The organism is Sulfuritalea sp., from assembly GCF_017302275.1.
GTDB lineage: Bacteria > Pseudomonadota > Gammaproteobacteria > Burkholderiales > Rhodocyclaceae > Sulfuritalea.
Map to the genome: position 1 here is coordinate 1 of NZ_JAFLDR010000034.1, position 18,135 is coordinate 18,135.

Annotated in this window: 15 protein-coding genes; all 15 read right to left on the bottom strand. The window is 58.8% G+C overall.

Going from position 1 to position 18,135, the window contains the following annotated elements; genetic code table 11:
• Positions 1 to 110: 110 nt before the first annotated feature.
• Positions 111 to 2,291, bottom strand: coding sequence for a 3-hydroxyacyl-CoA dehydrogenase/enoyl-CoA hydratase family protein (locus J0M27_RS16135; RefSeq protein ID WP_294994005.1), 2,181 nt, complete (start codon positions 2,289 to 2,291; stop codon positions 111 to 113).
• 35 nt (positions 2,292 to 2,326) lie between these two features.
• Entirely contained in the window at positions 2,327 to 2,725 is a 399-nt protein-coding gene (locus J0M27_RS16140) for an acyl-CoA thioesterase (RefSeq protein WP_294994008.1), read from the bottom strand.
• 47 nt (positions 2,726 to 2,772) lie between these two features.
• Complete coding sequence (gene lpdA, locus J0M27_RS16145; protein ID WP_294993911.1) at positions 2,773 to 4,176, bottom strand: dihydrolipoyl dehydrogenase; 1,404 nt, start codon at positions 4,174 to 4,176, stop codon at positions 2,773 to 2,775.
• Between the two features lie 7 nt (positions 4,177 to 4,183).
• Positions 4,184 to 5,440: a dihydrolipoamide acetyltransferase family protein gene (locus J0M27_RS16150; RefSeq protein WP_294993914.1), complete on the bottom strand. Its 1,257-nt coding sequence runs from the start codon at positions 5,438 to 5,440 to the stop codon at positions 4,184 to 4,186.
• Positions 5,441 to 5,449: 9 nt separating this feature from the next.
• Positions 5,450 to 6,421, bottom strand: a complete 972-nt coding sequence (locus J0M27_RS16155) for a transketolase C-terminal domain-containing protein (RefSeq protein WP_294993916.1) — start codon at positions 6,419 to 6,421, stop codon at positions 5,450 to 5,452.
• 20 nt (positions 6,422 to 6,441) lie between these two features.
• The gene (locus J0M27_RS16160) at positions 6,442 to 7,428 is read right to left on the bottom strand and encodes a thiamine pyrophosphate-dependent dehydrogenase E1 component subunit alpha (protein ID WP_294993919.1); all 987 of its coding nucleotides are present in this window, start codon (positions 7,426 to 7,428) and stop codon (positions 6,442 to 6,444) included.
• Between the two features lie 25 nt (positions 7,429 to 7,453).
• Complete coding sequence (locus J0M27_RS16165) at positions 7,454 to 8,926, bottom strand: aldehyde dehydrogenase family protein (RefSeq protein ID WP_294993922.1); 1,473 nt, start codon at positions 8,924 to 8,926, stop codon at positions 7,454 to 7,456.
• A 63-nt stretch (positions 8,927 to 8,989) separates the two neighbouring features.
• Entirely contained in the window at positions 8,990 to 9,400 is a 411-nt protein-coding gene (locus J0M27_RS16170) for a hypothetical protein (RefSeq protein WP_294993926.1), read from the bottom strand.
• 8 nt (positions 9,401 to 9,408) lie between these two features.
• Entirely contained in the window at positions 9,409 to 10,290 is an 882-nt protein-coding gene (locus tag J0M27_RS16175) for an NAD(P)-dependent oxidoreductase (protein WP_294993929.1), read from the bottom strand.
• Between the two features lie 81 nt (positions 10,291 to 10,371).
• Positions 10,372 to 11,322, bottom strand: coding sequence for a 4Fe-4S dicluster domain-containing protein (locus J0M27_RS16180; RefSeq protein WP_294993932.1), 951 nt, complete (start codon positions 11,320 to 11,322; stop codon positions 10,372 to 10,374).
• Positions 11,323 to 11,496: 174 nt separating this feature from the next.
• A complete protein-coding gene (locus J0M27_RS16185; protein ID WP_294993935.1) occupies positions 11,497 to 12,087 on the bottom strand; it encodes a malonic semialdehyde reductase in 591 nt (196 codons plus the stop codon).
• A 42-nt stretch (positions 12,088 to 12,129) separates the two neighbouring features.
• Positions 12,130 to 13,923 (bottom strand): acyl-CoA dehydrogenase, encoded by a 1,794-nt coding sequence (locus tag J0M27_RS16190; protein ID WP_294993938.1) that lies wholly within the window; start codon positions 13,921 to 13,923, stop codon positions 12,130 to 12,132.
• A gap of 39 nt (positions 13,924 to 13,962) precedes the next feature.
• Positions 13,963 to 14,931, bottom strand: a complete 969-nt coding sequence (locus J0M27_RS16195) for a zinc-binding dehydrogenase (RefSeq protein ID WP_294993940.1) — start codon at positions 14,929 to 14,931, stop codon at positions 13,963 to 13,965.
• A gap of 2 nt (positions 14,932 to 14,933) precedes the next feature.
• The gene (locus J0M27_RS16200) at positions 14,934 to 17,906 is read right to left on the bottom strand and encodes a molybdopterin-dependent oxidoreductase (RefSeq protein ID WP_294993942.1); all 2,973 of its coding nucleotides are present in this window, start codon (positions 17,904 to 17,906) and stop codon (positions 14,934 to 14,936) included.
• 10 nt (positions 17,907 to 17,916) lie between these two features.
• On the bottom strand, positions 17,917 to 18,132 hold the full coding sequence (locus J0M27_RS21405; RefSeq protein ID WP_365962974.1) for a DUF3237 family protein: 216 nt from the start codon (positions 18,130 to 18,132) through the stop codon (positions 17,917 to 17,919).
• Positions 18,133 to 18,135: the final 3 nt, after the last annotated feature.

The window sequence follows — 18,135 nt, forward strand, 5'->3', positions numbered from 1 at the left end:
ATCTGAGCGAACTGCACACGACCGCACGCAACAAACTCAAGAGCGCTCAAAAGCGCCCCTCGATCATCGCCGCTTGCTGGATGCAGGCTACCTTGTGGTGATGTCATGAATTACGGAAGTCTCAATAGGTTCGTTTGCAGCAGCGCCAAACCGGCGCGCCCGGCCACCGCGATGTTCCGGACCGGCAGCGGCGGCCGCCAGGCCGAGGTGGCCAGCACCCGCGCCTGCGCCAGGGCGACGTGCAGAATCTCGTCAGCATGCGGCACGACAATGTCGGCAGCGTCGAGATAGCCGCGCTGTTGTGCGTCGATGGCACTTTTGCCGATGGTCGCCATGAAGACGGTCTGAAAGGCGCTCTGGATGAACGGCAGAATATCCTTGTGCATCGCCGCTTCGGCTTGGCGGCTGGCGCGCACGGCGAACTCCTTGCAACCCCCGCCGGCCGGGATCAGTCCGACGCCGACTTCGACCAAACCCGGTTGGGTTTCCATCGCCGCGACGACACGGGCGCAATGCATCACCAGTTCGCACCCGCCACCCAGTGCCATGCCGCGAATCGCCGCGACGACCGGAACCTGGGCGTACTTGATTGCCTTGGTCAGTTCCTGGAAGCGGCGTAATACAGCATCGAGCGCTGCCCAGTCCTGCGCTTGCAGGGTCGGCTGAAGCGACTTGAGGTCGGCGCCATACGAGAACGGGGCCTTCGGCTGCCAAATGACCAGTCCGCGATGTTCCCGTTCGGCGATGCGAAGCGCCTCCAGCGCGCCATCGACGACCTCGGGACCGAGCGTCCCGCCCTTGCTCTTCAGCGAGAGGATGGGTATATCGCGGGCGTCGTCATGACACCACAGACGCACACCGGCATTCTCGAACAGCGTCGTTCCGGGCGCCTCGGCGGCTTCGCCCAGCAAACGCTGCGGATAAAGCTGCCGCTGGTAGACCCCGAGCTTGCTGGTTGCCAGAGGGGACCCGCTCGCCGCCGAGTAGGAACCACTAGCGCCATGTACCCCCGTACGACCGTCGAATACCCAAGCCGGCAGGGCGACGTCGGACAATGTCCGTCCCGCCGCGATATCTTCGGCGATCGCCCCGGCCACTGCCTGCCAGCCAGCTTCCTGCCAGCTTTCGAACGGACCTTGCTGCCACCCGTAGCCCCAGCGCATCGCCAGATCTATGTCGCGGGCGCTACTCGCAACTTTCTCCAGATGCACAGCGCAATAATGGAAGAGATCGCGCTGGATCGCCCACAGGAAAGCGGCCTGCGGATGCGCGGAAGCTCGCAGCCAAAGCATTCGCTCGGCGGGATCCTTCAGCTTGAGAATGGCTTCGACTTCGGGATCAACACTCGTTGCCGCAACTGATCGATGGCTCTGCGCGGCGAGGTCGAGGACAAGAATCTCCTTGCCTTCCTTGCGGTAAATGCCGCCGCGGCTTTTCTGCCCGAACGCCCCCTTTTCGACCAGAACTTCAAGCCAGGCAGGTACCTTGAAGCAGTTCCGCCACGGATCGTCGGCTAGCAGTTCGGGCAGCTTGCGCAAGACGCTGGCAAAGGTGTCAAGTCCAATCACGTCGAGCAGGCGGTAGGTGGCGCTCTTCGGCCGCCCGATCAGCGGACCGGTCAACGCATCGACCTCGTCAAAACTCAGGCCAAGACGCTCCGTATGCTGCATGACAGCAACAAAAGCAAAGGTACCCACCCGGTTGGCGACAAAGTTTGGCGTATCGAATGCCCGGATGACCGATTTGCCGAGGCCGGTAGTCAAGAAGGCTTCCAGGTCATCGACGAGCGTCGGGCTCGTCGCCTGTGCCGGAATCAGTTCCACCAGGTGCATGTACCGCGGCGGGTTGAAGAAATGTACGCCGCAAAATCGCGAGCGCACCGCTTCCGGCAGTTCGCCAGCGAGCAGATTGATCGACAGACCCGAAGTGTTGCTGGCGAGAATCGCGTCGACACGCAAGTGCGGTGCGATCCGTGCATAGAGTTCGCGTTTCCAGTCGATGCGCTCGGCAATCGCTTCGATGATCAAGTCACATTCGGCTAGGCGAGAAACGTCCGCGTCATAGTTCGCCGGCTCGATCCAGCCGGTAAGGTCACGCGCCGCGAGTGGCGAAGGATCGAGCTTTTTCAGCATGTCCACGGCCTTTTTGGCGGTACTGCTGGGGTCGCCCTGCTTGGCCGCCAGATCAAAAAGAATGACCGGAATGCCGCAGCCAACCAGATGCGCCGCGATCTGCGCCCCCATGACGCCGGCCCCGAGGACTGCGGCCTTGCGGATAAGAAGATTACTCATGCCTGCTCCTGGTGATGAAGGAAGTCGCGCAAGGTTCACTGCGCGGGAATTTCGCGTTTGCAGCCACCGGCATCGATCGCGACGTAGGTCAGCACCGCTTCGGTCACCTTGACCGTGAGGACGTCATGCGCCCGGCGTTGGGCAAAGACCTCGACCGACAGCGTGATCGACGTCCTGCCGACCTTGACGATCTCGGCGTAGAAGCTGACGACATCGCCGACCGAGATCGGCTGCTTGAAAAGAAAGGAATTGACGGCCACAGTCGCTACGGCGCCGCCGGTTCTCAGCTGCGCGGCGATGCTGCCGGCGATATCGACCTGCGACATGACCCAGCCACCGAAGATGTCGCCGTTGGGATTGACGTCAGATGGCATCGGCATGACGCGCAGTTGCGGCTGCCGGCCCGCCGGAAGCTTCGCAGGTTGATTCACCATCAGCGATCGATCCGGCGCGAACGGTATCTGGCCACGGACGATCGCCTTCACGCGTGGATCGGCCTCCCGTCTAGACCACGCGCCGCTTCCATCACCGCCTCTGACAAGGTCGGATGGGCGTGGATCATGGACTGAACGTCTTCGGCCAGCAGTTCGCCATGCTTAGCCAGCAGCAGTTCGTGAATTAGTTCTGTCGCGTCGGCACCGACGATATGGGCGCCAAGCAATTCGCCAGTCTGCGGATCGGCCAAGACCTTCACCAAGCCCTCGGTGCGCCCGACGGCGACGCTCTTGCCGGCGCCGCGATAGGGAAAGACCGATTTCTTGAACTTTATCCCTTCCTTCACGGCGTGCGCCTCGCGCAGCCCGAATCCGGCCAGCTGTGGCTCGCAATAGACCGCCGAGGGCACAAGCTCCGGATCGACCCGTGGCTCGCGCGGCGAGTGACCGGCAATATGCTCGACGGCGATCTCGCCCTCCTTCGACGCGACGTGTGCCAGTTGCGGGCTACGGGTGATATCGCCGATCGCATAGATCGACTTGACGCTGGTTTCACCGTAATCGCCGGTAACGATATAGCCCTGATCGTCGATTTTGACGGTGAGCTTTTCCAGACCCAAATCCCGCGTATTCGGAACGCGTCCGAAGGCAGCCAGCACCTTGTCCGAAACGATTGTTTCCGACTTGCCGTTGGCGCTGACGACGACCGCGACGCCGGCAGCAGTCTTTTTGAGCGAAGCGGCGCGGCTGCCGGTACGGACATCGATTCCCGAGCGTCGGAAAGAGGCCTCGAGAACCTGCGCCGGTTCGTGATCTTCGCTCGGTAAAATATGCGCTGCCATTTCGACCAGCGTCACCTTAACCCCGAACGCATTCATGACGTAGGCAAATTCGCAGCCAATTGCGCCGGCGCCGAGGATTGTCATGCTTTTCGGCAATTCGGTCATCGCCAGCAGGCCCGATGAGGAAACGACCGACTGTTCGTCGAACTCGAAACCGGGAACGACCATCGGCCGTGAGCCGGTGGCGACGATGATGGTTTTCGCACTGAGAATTTTTCCGTCGAACTCACCGCCATGCAGGGCGATGCGGCCCGGGGCACTGATCGACGCCGTCGCCTTGAAAACCGACAACTTGTTCTTCTTCAACAGCCCGGCTACGCCGGAGGTCAAGGTTTTTGCCGCATCCCGTGACTTGGTCTGGACGGCGGCGTAACGAAAGCCAGACCGATCGATGCGGACCCCAACCGCTTCCATGTCCTTCAGCGCAAGAAACTCATTGGCATGGTGAATCAGACTCTTTGACGGAATGCATCCCCAGTTCAGGCAGACGCCGCCGAGTTCAGCTTTCTCGACGACGGCAACCGACAAACCAAGCTGGGCAGCGCGAATGGCCGCGACGTAGCCGCCCGGGCCGCCACCAACGATAACGATGTCGTAGTTTGTGTTCACGATCGGCTCACAGAACCATCAGCTCAGGATGGCTGAGGAGGTCAGCGATCTTGCGGTTGAAGCTGGCCACCGGCACGCCATCCATCGCCCGATGATCAAAGCTCAGCCCGCAAGGAAGCATCGTTCGGATAACTATCGCGCCATCGATCACCACCGGTTTTTCAATCGGTGTTCCCGGCTGGAAATTGAAGACCTGCGGCTGATTGAGCAGCGGTGTTGACACGCACCATTCGCCGCCCATGAAACCGGCCGTGCTCGACAGGGTGACGGTGCCGTCGGCGGTATCCCGGGCGGTCAGGCTACCATCCCTCGCTGCCGCGACCAGCCGCCGGATTTCGCGATCGATCTCAAGCACGCCCTTGCTCCCGACGTCGCGCAGCACCGGCACCACCAGCCCCGATTCATATTCGCTCTTGCCCGGCAGAGCCGTCGCAATGCCTATGTTGACGTTCTCCCAGACGATGATTTCGTCGCCGACCAGCGTCGAGTTGATGATCGGAACCTGGCGACAGGCCAGCGCCATCGCTCGCGCATAGAATGCCGTCATCGAAACGCGGGTGCCAAGTTCCTCTTCGCGGGCCAGGATCGTCTTTCTTGCGGCGACAAGCTTGGTGACGTCGATTTCAAAGAAGACATAGGTATGGGCCGCCGTCGTCTTCGACTTGAGCATCCGCTCGGCAATCGCCTTGCGCATGCCGGCCAGTGGAACCCGGGCTTTTTCCCTCATCCCGGCCGCTTTGGCAGGCGTCCTCGGTGCCGCAACGCTCGCCGGACTGGCCAACGCTGCCAGCACGTCGCGCTTGACGATTCTGCCGCCCGGACCGGACCCGGCCAGAGAGGCCAACTCAAGTCCGTTCTGCGCCGCGATCTTCTTCGCTAATCCCGAGACCGGCTGGCGCCGGCCCGGAGCCGAAACTGCAGGCGCCGCCACCGCTGCCGGCGCCGTCACCGCCGGCGCCATCCCGGCCACCGGGGAACCCGACGCCGCGAGGGCTTTCGCCGACGCCAGCAGCTGACGGTATTCCTCCTCGGTTTCAGCAATCTGTGCGATTGGCTGCTCGACCGGAACGGTCGTCCCCACGACTGCGCAAATGTGGAGATAGCCACGATAAGGAGACGGCAGGTCCGTCACCACCTTCTCGGTCTCGATCGACAGCAGAATAACGTCTTTCTCGACGCGCCCACCTTCCGCCACCGCCCATTCGGCGATGGTCCCTTCTGACATACCCATGGCCAGCTGGGGCATTACCATTTCGCGGATCATCGTGGCTCCTCAGCGGCAGACTTCGCGGATCGCGGCTTCGATCCGATCGGGCGTTGGCATTGAATAGGCGTCGATGTAGCCCCCGGGAATCGGCATGTTCGGATGGCATACCCGCTTGACCGGCGCGTCGAGCAGGTCGTAGCCCTTTTCCATCATCAGGGCGCAGACTTCGGCGGCGAATCCGGCGCGCTCGTAGTCTTCGTCCACGATCACCAGGCGCGAGGTCTTTTCGACCGACCTGAGCAGACAATCGAGATCGAAGGGCTCGAAACTGCGCGGATCGATGACTTCAACACTGATCTCGTCCTTCAGCGCCTCCGCCGCCTTCAGGCTGTGATGAAGTTGCAGGCCGCTGGCCAGAACCGTCACGTCGGAGCCCGCGCGCTTGACGTCGGCAACGCCGAGCGGCACGACATAGTCCTCCAAGGGAACATGTCCTTTGGTCGCCATCAGGCTGGTATGCCAGAGGAAGAACACCGGGTTGTTGTCGCGGATGGCGGACTTGAGCAGGCCCTTCGCGTCGTACGGTGTCGACGGCAAGCACACCTTGAGGCCGGGGTGATGGATCAGCGCCCCGTAGGGCAAGGTCGCATGCTCGTTGCCGACTCGCCGGCCTACCCCGCATGTACCGATCATCGTCAGCGGCAAGGGGTGCTGACTGCCGTGGAGGAAGTGGTACTGGCCGGACTGGAGAAAGACCTCCGACCCGGCAAAATAGGAAAATCCTGCGTACATCCAGTCCAGTACCGGCCGCAGTCCTTCCTGCGCGGCGCCGTAGGCGACCCCGAAATTGCCGGGTTCGGCCAACGGCGCATCGATGACGCGTTTGCCGCCGAACTCGTCGACCAAGCCCTTGGTATAAAGGAAAGTGCCGGCACGAATGCTGATGCCAAGGAGAAAGACATCCTCGTCGCGGCGCATTTCCTCGGCGAGCGCCTCTTTCATCGCGTCGCCCAGCGTTATTTCCCGTGTAGTGCTCATCTTGTCCTGTCCCTTCGCGTTCACTGTGCGTAAACGCCGTTCATGAGTTCGTCGATACTCGGGGTCGCCTTCGGGCTGGCCTCGCAGAAGAGTTCGATCTCGTCGGCCTCGCGTTCGGCGTCGGCCTTGATCTGCTCGATCTCGTCGGCCGTGTACAGCCGCTGCTTTATCAGCTTGGCCGCCGCCAGCGCGACCGGATCGAGAGTCTCCCGCCACTCCTGCATGAGCTTCGGATCGCGGGTCACGGCGCCTTCGTTGTTGAGGCCGCCGACGTTGTGTTCCTGGCTGCGATAGGTCTTCAGTTCGACAAAGAACGGGCCTTTGCCGGCGCGGGCATGGGCGATCGCCTTGAGGGCCGCTTCTCCGCACGCGAACAGGTCCTGGCCATCGACGATGAGCGCGGGAATTTCGAAGGTGGCCGCGAGGCGGGAGACGTCTTGGACCGGAAAGGTTTCGCTCGCCGCAGTGCTCTGCGATATTCCATTATTCTCGCACCAGAAAATGTGCGGCAGCTTCCAGTTCGCCGACATCAGCATTGCTTCGTGCGCCCGCCCTTCCTGATAGGAGCCGTCACCCGAGCAGTTCATGACGACCTGATCGGTGCCGCGATAGCGCGCCGCAAACCCGTAGCCGATGCACGGCGGAAAGTTGGCGCCGATGTTTCCCGACCAGCCAAAGATATGGTGGTCAGGAAATGACACATGGAAACTCGAGCGACCCTTGCAGCAGCCGTCGACGCGCCCCATGTGCTCGGCGACATAGGTCCGCAGATCGACGCCCTTGCCGATCATGTGGGCGAGACCGTGCGCCCGGTAGTGCGGATTCATCGCGTCGTCCTGACGCAGGAAGCTCCCGGCGGCAACCCCCGGGGCAAGCGCGATGCCGCCCTCGTGATAGAACCCGACCATCTTTCCCGCCCGGATGATGCGCATCATCATGCGGTCGAGAGCATGCGCACGAACGAGATTCGTGAATAGCAGCTTCTTCTGTTTGCCATTAAGTGCCATTGCTTTCCCCTTTTTCGGTCGCGAGTCAGCTCGCCGTCGTGACCTTGCCTTTTTTCAGATAGATCGACTTCTCTTCCTGGAAGAACTGGATACCGGTACTCCCCGCCTCGGGCAGCCCGAAGCCAGATTCCTTGACGCCGCCAAAGCACTGCTGCGGCTCCTTGTAGGCCGAATGAACGTTGACGTGGGTCAGCCCGACTTCCGTGTGCTCGACGAAGTGCAAGGCCTTGTCGAGATCGCGCGTGTAGATCGACGACGACAGGCCGTAGGGAACGGCATTGGCGAGTTCGAGCGCCGCACGATAATCGACGACACGGAAAACCGACAGGACGGGACCGAATATCTCGGTTCGCGCCGCATCGAGCTGCTCGGTGGCGTGATCGATCAGCGTCGGTTCGATGAAGCAGCCATGGTCCAGCGCTTCGCCGCGACAACGATTGCCGCCGGCGACGATTCGCGCCCCCTGTTCCCTGGCGCGCGCCAGGTGGTTCATAACCGACTCCAACTGCTGAGCACCGGCCACCGGGCCCATCGAGCTCGCCGTGTCATCCCACGGACCGACGCGAAGGAGCCCGATCCGCTCGATGACTCGGGCGACCAGCTCGTCGGCAACGCTCGCCTCGACGATCAGGCGACTGGTTGCCGTGCACCACTGGCCGGCACACGAGTAGGCGCCGATGACGGCGTCCTGGGCTGCGAGCTCGAGGTCGGCATCGGCGAGAACGACCATCGGGTTCTTGCCGCCCATCTCGAGCTGCGTCCGGGTGAAGTTGTCGGCGGCGCGACGGGCAATCCGGCGTCCGACCTCGGTCGAGCCGGTAAAGGTCACGGCGCGAATCCGCTGGTCGGTCACCAGGGCGTCGGAGAGTTCGCTCCCGGAACCGGTGACGAACTGGACGACGCCGTCGGGAATCCCGGCCTCAACCAGCAATTGCACGACCAGCTCGCCGACTCCGGGCGTCTGGCTGGCCGGCTTGAAGATCGCGGTGTTGCCGGCCATCAGCGCGGGGCCGATCTTGCGCCAGGGCACGTTGAAAGGAAAGTTCCACGGCACGATCACCGAAACGACGCCGAGCGGCTCCTTGCGCGAGTAGCCGAGCAGACCATCACGGTAGCAGTCGCTGGCGCGTCCGAACTGCCGCTCGCCTTCGCCGATCTGGTATTCGAGTTCGAGCGCGGCGGCATCGATCTCAGTCAGCGACTCCGCCAGGAGCTTGCCATTCTCCAGCGAAATGCACCGGGCGATTACATCGCGGCGCTCGCGCATCAGTCTCGCGGCAGCACGGAGAATTCGCGTTTTCTCGCCGAGTCCGATCTTGCGCCAGGTAGCGAAGGCCTGCTGCGCCCCGCTGATCGCCCTAGCGACGTCGGAAGCGCTGCTAAGCGGGTAATCATGGCAGCGCCGTCGCAAGTCGGCCGGATCGAAGACGGAATACGTCCGGCCCGATTCCGAATCGCACCACTGTCCGTCAATGTAATTCTTGTACTTGAGTTGCATAGTTACAATTTCCAGGAAATTTCATCGATAAGGCTTGCGCAGATACACTCCGGCAAGCACGTGCTACGAAAATGCTCTGCCAAGACCGATCGCCGTCGTCGCAATTGCTACGAGAAAGCCGACGTCAGCCAGACCCATCATCGGGCGAAACCGCGCCAGCGCCGCGCTTGTCCAGATGACGGTGGACACCATCAGCCCAATCCCCACCGCATTGACGACCATGGGCGCCAGCGCAAGACGGGGCAGGACCACCGAGACGAGCACGCAGACCACGGAAAATAGGAAGCCGTGCGCATGCACCGTCACCGTCCAGCGAAATGCCGTGTGCAGGTGGTGGTACTCGGCCAGTTGGCCGGTGTTGGCCAACGCTTCCAGTCTTTCCGCGACGCCGAGGTGCTTGACTCCGAGATAGAGACCGATCAATGCAGAAACTAACATCCAGGTAAAACCGAATATTTGAAGCAGGTCGCTCATCGCCATTCCTAACCGAGCCCGGATTCGATCCGGGTGATTTCCGAGAAGGCGCTCCAGTCGGCCTGTTCCATTCCGGCGTCGATCGCCCGCAGCATCTTGCGTTCGACAACTCGGCCGATGTCGAAGGTAACGCCGGCGCCTTGCGATGCCGCGAGCATCATGCGGACATCCTTAAGGCCACCTTTCATGCCAAACCCGCCTTCGCTGTCGAATTTACGATCGACGAGCTTGGCGGCGTAGGTTTTGAGTGCAGGGTGAGCAAAGGCGTCGTTGAAGAAGTCATTGATGTGCTGCGCCGCGATTCCGGATTTTTCGGCGAAGGCGTAAATCTCGCTCATCAACTCGATGCATGACACCGCCGTGTAATTGACGCAGAGTTTCATGCAGTAGGCGACGCCCGGTCGATCGCCGAGCGGCACGACCTTGCGCGCGTAGGCGGCACAAAGCTCGGTTACCGCATCCACCGCCGAGGCGTCGCCGGCAAGAAAGGTGATCAGCTTGCCGGCGGCGGCGGTGTCCGGTCGTCCGGCAACCGGGCCGGCGACGAAACGGGTTCCGTGTTGGCGATGAATTTCACCGAGGCGATCAGCGCATTCGGGAGAGATCGTCGTGAGGCAGAGATGAACAGCTCCGGGTTTCATCGCCGTCAGAAAGCCGGCTTCGCCCTGAAGGTTTTCGAGGATAGAGGCATCGTCCATCAAGCTGGTCAGCACGATGTCGGCGTCGGCCACCGCAGTACGCGCAAAATCCGCCCCACTCGCCCCGGCCGCAATCAGCGGCTGCATTTTTGCTGCCGTCCGGTTCCAGACGCTCATTGCAAAACCCGCCCGCAAAATACAGCCGGCGATCGCTGACCCCATGTTACCAAGACCAATGAATGCAACTTTCATTCCTGTTCCTTCCGTGGCGGCCGACGCGTCGACCGTGAATCTTATTGATTGTCCCGGCGTCGCAGCGCCGCTGCGCGAGTCCTACAAATCTGGCTGGCGCTGGCCCGGGTTGGCTCGTTTTGTTGGTTCGAGCTGCAAGCGTCCAAGATAGGTGCTCTTGCTCAGCGTAACGTCCCGGGACTGTCCATCGAAGCCATCCTTGCTGATTTGCAAGGCATACTTCGCGCCGTCCGGCGACAAGCCATCGAACTTGAATTCGCCGAAGAGGTCAGAGGTGGTCCGCGCCTGCTCCTTGCCGCCCTTCGAGAGGACGATCTGCGCTCCGTGCAGGCATTCGACGACACCGGAAACCTCGCCGATGACTGTGCCACCGACAAAATCCTGATCAAAGCGATACAAGTTCTTGTAGTACACGCGGGGCGCAGTTTGCAGTTCAGGAAGCAGGACGCTGAGTTTTTCAGCGTCGGCGATCAGTTTCATGGCCTCGCCGTCAATGTTCAGCGCCCGCATGGCGCGTGTCGGGCAAACCTGGACGCATCGGGGCTCCGTCCAGCCCTGATCGAGAAGATGCGCATCAAAAGTCCAAATCTGAGGTAGCTGCCGCTCCTCGTTCCACCAGATGGCTCCGTAGGGACAGGCCTCAACAAGGTCGCGACGCCCCTTGGCGCGTTCCGGGTCGATGATCACAATGCCGTCTTGGCGCTTGCGCACAACCCCTTCACCTCCAGCCTTGATGCAAGGAGCGTTGTCGCAGTGGTTACAGGACGTCGGTAGATACGCAGCATCAACCATAGGGCCATCACCACGCACACGGCGTGAGATCTTGATCCAATGATGTCCATGCTTCGGCTGTGCCGCAGAATATCCGGGGAAATCGTTCTCGATGTACTCATCGCGTACGGCAAGTGTGCAGTTATTGCAGTTCTCGCACTTGGCAACGTCGACTATCAAGTTCCATCCTTTTGCTCCATGTCTAGTTGTCATTTCGTTTTCCGCCTCGCTCAATGTCGTATCGACCATTACTAGCCACATTTGATCGCCTCGCACTCCACCAACTAAGTGGGCAACAACTGCAACGCTTATCTACAAATCACTGGCAATTTACCTGTTGCCATTAATGTCATTTTGACATTCTAGTATAACTCTACAATCTCATCAACACGGCACCGTGTCACTGAGATACGCACGTATTTTTAGAATTTCAGATTACTCAAGACGCACTACGTCTTCGTATGGCAAACGCGGGCCGCGGGGATAATTGTGGGCATCGTCTCCGTAACCGAGATTGACGAGAAAGTTACTTGCCCATTCACCATCCGGAAAGAACGCCGCATCCACTACACTTCGATCGAATCCGCTCATCGGGCCGCAGTCCAGTCCGAGTGCGCGGGCCGCAAGCATGAGGTAGGCCCCTTGCATTGAACCGTTACGAAGACCAGTCTCCTGAGCGAGATCCGAACTAGCCTCGTAAATCGGCTTCGCGTTGAAGGCGCGGAACTGATCGGGCAATTTGTCAAAAAATCGCCTGTCGATCGCCAAGAGGACAGTCACTGGTGCCAGTTTGGTTTTCTCGACGTTCCCGGCAATCAATGCCGGCATCAACTTCTTCTTACCTTCCTGGGATCGGATAAAGACGTACCTCGCAGGTTGCGAATTCACGGCGGTCGGCCCCCACTTAAGTAGCTCATACAATTCGCGTAACGTATCCTCCGATACTGGGCGATCTGTAAATCTATTGAATGTGCGCGCGTCAATGAACAGTTGTTCGAGCGCACTGATGTCAAGCTTATGTTTCATTGCAAATTCTTCCTTTGATGAATTAAGAGGGACGCGACATTCTCAGAACTGCGACTCGGCCAGTTCCATGACTCGTCCGGCACCCTTGGCAACTGTGTGAGCGAATCCAGGCGCCTGCGCTAGAACGTGATCGGAAAAGAAACGCGCACAGCCAATTTTGGCTTCAAGAAAACTCCTGTCTCCTTCGTCGCGGTCAATGCATTCAGCCGCCGCGAGCGCGCTCCTAGCCAATAGCCAGCCACCCGTAACTATTCCTGTCAGTTTGAGAAAGGGTACAGCCCCGACTGCGGTTGCCCGAATGTCGACTGAGTACATCTCAAGAACGTGCGCGACGGCGCTGTCCAATGCGTCAATGCCTGCGCGCAGCGCGCAGCAAATTGCCTCAAAGTCCTCACCACCCCGAATCGTGAGCGTCGGCAAAAGCAAGCGCATTTCGCGCATCACGCTTCTGATCGTCTTTCCGTCCTCTCGAGCAATCTTGCGGCCAATAAGATCATTCGCCTGTATCCCGGTCGTTCCTTCATAGATCGCGGTAATGCGAACGTCGCGAAGGTATTGAGCTGCTCCCGTTTCCTCGATATAGCCCATCCCGCCGTGAACCTGGATTCCGATCGTGGCTACCTCGATTCCGGTCTCTGTACACCAACCCTTTAAAACAGGAGTCATCAAATCAACGAAAGCCCGGTTATGGGCTTGTACCGCCTTATCCGGATGAGTATCGGCGAGGTCGTAAGCTCCTGCTACCGTGTACGCCAGTGCACGCATTGCCTCGGTTAGCGATTTCATCAACATCAACATGCGCCGCACGTCAGGGTGTGCAATGATTGGCACAGACCTGCTGCCGCCAGCTATATCACGTCCCTGTACACGTTCCTTTGCAAAAGCCGCCGCCTTTTGGTAGGCGCGCTCTGCAACTGCTAGTCCCTGCACACCACTGACCAGACGTGCGTCGTTCATCATGATGAACATGTACTCAAGACCCCGATTCTGCTCGCCGACTAAGTAGCCAATCGCCCCTTCGCTGTCACCAAAGGACATCACACAGGTCGGACTGGCATGGATGCCAAGCTTGTGTTCGATCGACACACAGCGCGCGTCGTTGCGCTCACCAAGACTGCCGTCTGGGTTTACAAGAAACTTCGGCGCGAGAAAAAGCGATATTCCCTTGACCCCTGCAGGCGCATCCGGCAGACGCGCCAGAACCAGATGGACAATGTTTTCCGCCATGTCGTGGTCACCGTAGGTGATGAATATCTTCTGTCCGACGATGCGAAACGTACCATCTGCCTGAGGCGTGGCTCGGGCACGCACGGCCGCAAGATCTGACCCGGCCTGTGGCTCGGTCAAATTCATTGTTCCCGTCCATTTGCCCGAAACCATCTTTTCCAAATAGATATGTTTTAGGGTATCGGTGGCGCTGAGTTCAAGCGCTTCAATCGCTCCAGCGTTCAACGCAGGACAGAGAGCGAACGCCATGTTGGCGCTGTTCCACATTTCACGTGCCGCAGTTGTGACAAGTTTCGGCATGCCATGGCCGCCATAATTCTCATCGCAACCAATACCATTCCAACCATTGGCGACGAAGGCGGCATAGGCTTCCTTGAACCCCCTGGGCATGCTTACTTCGCCATTACGCCAGACCGCACCTTCACGATCGCCGCTCTTGTTGAGCGGCGCAAGAACTTCTGCAGCGAACTTTCCAGCCTCGTCAAGGATGACCGCAACGGTCACCGCGTCAGCCCCTTCGTTGCCGGCCAACCGACCTATTTCATCCATTTGCGCCAGATGCTTCATGACAAAGCGAATGTCATCAAGAGGCGCCGTGTAATGGCCCATCATCATTTCCTTTGTGCGTTAATAGTTGCGCTTCGCCCATCAAGGCACGAGTGCGATTTTTCCGTAGGAGTGACGCTCTTCGATCCAGCGGTGCGCATCCTCCACAGCCTCAAGCGGAAAGCTGCGCGTGCAACTATCAAGCCTTTCGGTGCTTAGCCACTCTTCAAGAAAGGTAGTGGCTTTACGAAACTCCTCGTCGTTCCGAACCGTATAAACGGAAAAGATCGAAAGCGTTAGGGACTTGGGCATGATCGCGTTCGGATCGATGAGACTTCTGCCACCGGCATAACCGTTGATTAGCCAGCGGCCGCGAGGTCGGATTGCCAAAGGATCTGTTTGCAATGTCGCTCCAGCTACGCTGTTCATTGACACGTCAACTCCCTTACCGCCAGTGATCCGTAAAACCTCAGCGACGTAATCGGTGGTCAGAGTGTTAATGCAGTGATCAGCTCCAGCAGCGCGGCAGTACTCAAGCTTCTCGTCGGAGCTGGCGAGGGCGATCACCACGTTATTGGTACCGCGACGCTTGGCTATTTGCGTAACCAGAGTCCCGATCCCACCAGCGGCAGCATGCAAGAGAATGACCTCGCCCGCCTGCACCTTGCCGAACGTGTAGTAGTACAAGTAGGCTATCCGCAGATTGACCAGATAAACGATACCTTGTAAGCAGCTTGCGGAATCCGGCAAACGAACCAGATCGCGAACTGCTGCCTTGGCATATTCTGCGTAGCCACCGGTATGCATGTCGGCCATAACCCTGCAACCTGGCTGGACTGTCGTGACCCCGGGACCAATCTTTTCGACGATGCCGGCAACCTCTCTTCCGGGCGTAAACGGAAGCGCCGGTAGATTGACGTAGTCTCCCCGTCGCATCTGCGTGTCCGCAAAAACAATTCCTGCCGCACCGACCCGAATCAAGACCTCGCCCTCGCCCGGATCCGGTAATGGCAGGTCGACAACATTAAAATTTTCGGTAGAGCCAAATGAATTGATCTGAACGGCTCTCATGTTCATGCTTCCACCATTGCGTTCCAACGATCGATTTCGATTAAGCAGGAATTAGGGGCGCTGCCCTCAGTACCCTGCATCTGCCGCCGATCAGGGGTCAGCCCGTTAACGCATCCACCACGGTCAGCGACTCTTCCTTGCGAATCCTTGACCAGGTCATACTCGGCACTAGCCTGGAACGAGACAACCACGCCTGCAACCACCATCGGTGAAATATCGGCGGCACATAGAACCGCCCCGCGGTCGTTGAATAGCCGCACCAGATCATGTTGGTGGATACCACGTCGTCCTGCATCTTCAGGATTGATGCGCACCAACCAGTAGTAGTGTCCATCTACAGCAATACGATGGTCTTCAATATCATTGGTGACGCTGTCCTTGCCGTCGTTATAGGTGTGGAAGCTGAAACGCGAGTGCGGCGAAATCATCTGCAACGGATATTTTTTCATCAATTCGCCGCTGTGAAGTCCTTCCCATGCCGGTATGTATCGATTGAGTGCTGGACGTTCCGGATTGTCGGGGTCGCAGCGCTTCAGCGTTTCGGACACGAACTCGATTTTCCCAGACGGAGTCTGCAATCCCTTACCGAACTCTTCCGCATATTGCGACGGCAGGGGCATAGGTTCAGGAACGTCCTTACGCCGGTCTTCGGCATACCAGCGAAAGTTAACAGGATCGCGAGTTTTTTCAGGCTCTGCAGGAACAACGTAATACCCCTTCTTCACAAACTCAGCCCATCCGATACGCTCGGGTAAGTCCGACGAGTCGAACACACGCTTACACCAGTCGAGCTCGCTGCCCCCTTCCGAAAACAGCGCGCCGAGTCCGAGTCGGGTGAGAATATCGAGAAAGATCTGGTAATCGGATTTCGACTCGCCAAGTGGTTCAATGCATTTGTGCTGCATGACCGCAACCCGGTGGTTGAGTTGGCCCTGAAGGTGGTGCACATAGCCAGCGCAATTTGACCATTCGCCGATATCCCAGCGCTCCAACGCAGTACAGGCTGGCAAAATTACGTCCGCGAACTTGGCCTCGCCTTCGAACCAGATCGACTGGTTGACTACGCACTCAAGGGATGAATGCCGGTACATCTCTGCAAAACGACCAGAATTGGCCACCGTACCGAAGGATGAACCGCCATAACGGTACATCATATGAATTGGCGAATAACCTGGCATCGGATACTCAAAGGGCGCAAACTGCGCTTCCAGCGAAGATCCGTCCCAAGCGTACCCGGTCGCTCGCCCATTAATGATCGCCTCTGGAAGACGTTGGCGCGGCACCATCTGCTTAACCGGATTCATCGTCAGCACATGCGGCATACGTTGGTAGTTATTGACTGCGCATGCTGAGAACTGAAGCTCCCCCGACATGCCTCCCTCCGCATAACCGGGAAAATAGAACGCAAAATCCAGAGGAGTCCCTATCTGGAGATTGCCGAAGTTCACGCCCGGTTTGCCCCAGCCCTGCATTGCCATCATCAATATCATGCAACGAGCCCACTGCCCTCCCGTTGCGTTTCGGCAAGCACCTCCAAAGCCGGTCCCGCCGCTGCCCGGTGCTAGGTAGGTTTTTTTGTTTCCCCACGCCCGCGCCAACGCACGTACATCAGCCGCCGGAATACCGGTCTCAACCTCCTGCCACTCGGGAGTTTTAGGCACGCCGTCGCTGGTGCCAAGCAGATAATCCTGCCACTCGTCAAAGCCGGTAGTTCGCTTCGACACATAGTCCATGTCGTAAAGCCCTTCCACCGCCCACACATACATTACAGCAATAGCTAGCGCCGGATCGGTTCCGGGTCGTATCGGTAGCCATTTGCCACCGTACACCTGTGCCGTCGCCGTGTAGTTGGGAGTTATATGGACAAATTCGATGCCCAATTCACGCGCCCAGAAGCGGCGTTCGGTTCCTTCAGCACCACCGTATGCCCCAGGCACCGACTGTGGATCGCCAGACCAGAAGACGATCATTTCACATTCCTTGAGGCAATCCTCAACCGTGCCGTACGAGGCGGCAACACCGATGCGCATGCTGTTTCCGAAATGGTGCTGGGCGCCCCAGTACCAGCCCTCCCAACTATCGGGGTTCAAGTGAACCCGCGTGTAACCGATCAGATTGCCGAATCGCTGCATCGCGCTCAAGTAGTAGCCGACGTTGCCCCATTGATGATGCGAACTGTGGTAGAGCGTGATCGCACCAGGACCGTGCTCCCGTTTCATTCGTTTGATCTCTCCGACAACGATATCCAGCGCCTCGTCCCAACTGATGCGCACGTAACCGGAAACTCCGCGATTTTGAGGATTGCGTTCCCCGGCCGGATCAAAGTCAACCCGCTTCATCGGATACAACACTCGCTTTTCCGAGTAAACCAGCGACTTCAGTGACAGCGCATGCGGAGCCACCGTTGCCTGCCGCCGTGGCGAAAATGCTTTGCCCCGCGCAAGGATCGTCCAACTCGGTGCGTCGGTATCTTCAAAATCAATGGGGGTCGTGCGGATGATCCGGCCACCCTTGACCCAAACGAATAGCGGCCCTCCATTGGTAGTGGTCGTAAAACGCGTTGTGCCGTCGGGCATCGCCGTGCCAAATGTAAGGCTTGTCATCTGAATGCGATTCAATAGCTGCATGAACCAAACTGCAAGGTCATCGGGTCCGGCGACAACAACCTTGAAATTTTTCGCCGCATGAACGATATCGAGCGGCTTTTGCATCGGTGGTGGCTTTAGAAAAACGAATGCGGTAGGCAAATCCTTGAAGACCATGGCTACATCTGGGTTCGGGTGAATGCCGGCGACCGACCGCACTACGCCATGATTAAAAGTAAAGTAGCGCCCGATGCTATCGTCTTTGAGCTTGATCTGAACGACGCAATTGTGGCGACGCATAAACTCGAGAAACGACGAATTTTTACGTGCTGTTTTGGTTAGAACCCGAGGCAATATCGCGAGCACCGTTTTCAATAGAAATCGTTTCATTCAGGCTTCCTCATTTCTTGTTTGACGCATTGCAGGACAATTCAATCCGGACGGATGACGTTCCAATCGGCCCCCTCGGAAGAACGGTTCGACGCAAGCGACTGCCGGAAAACAATCCACCCACGATCGGAGAAATGCGACGAGATCCCTGCGGCGCCAGTCCAGCCTCTATGGCTGGAGCCAATTCAACGTCAAGACTAAACAGGGGGGGGGTAAGATTTTGCATTTA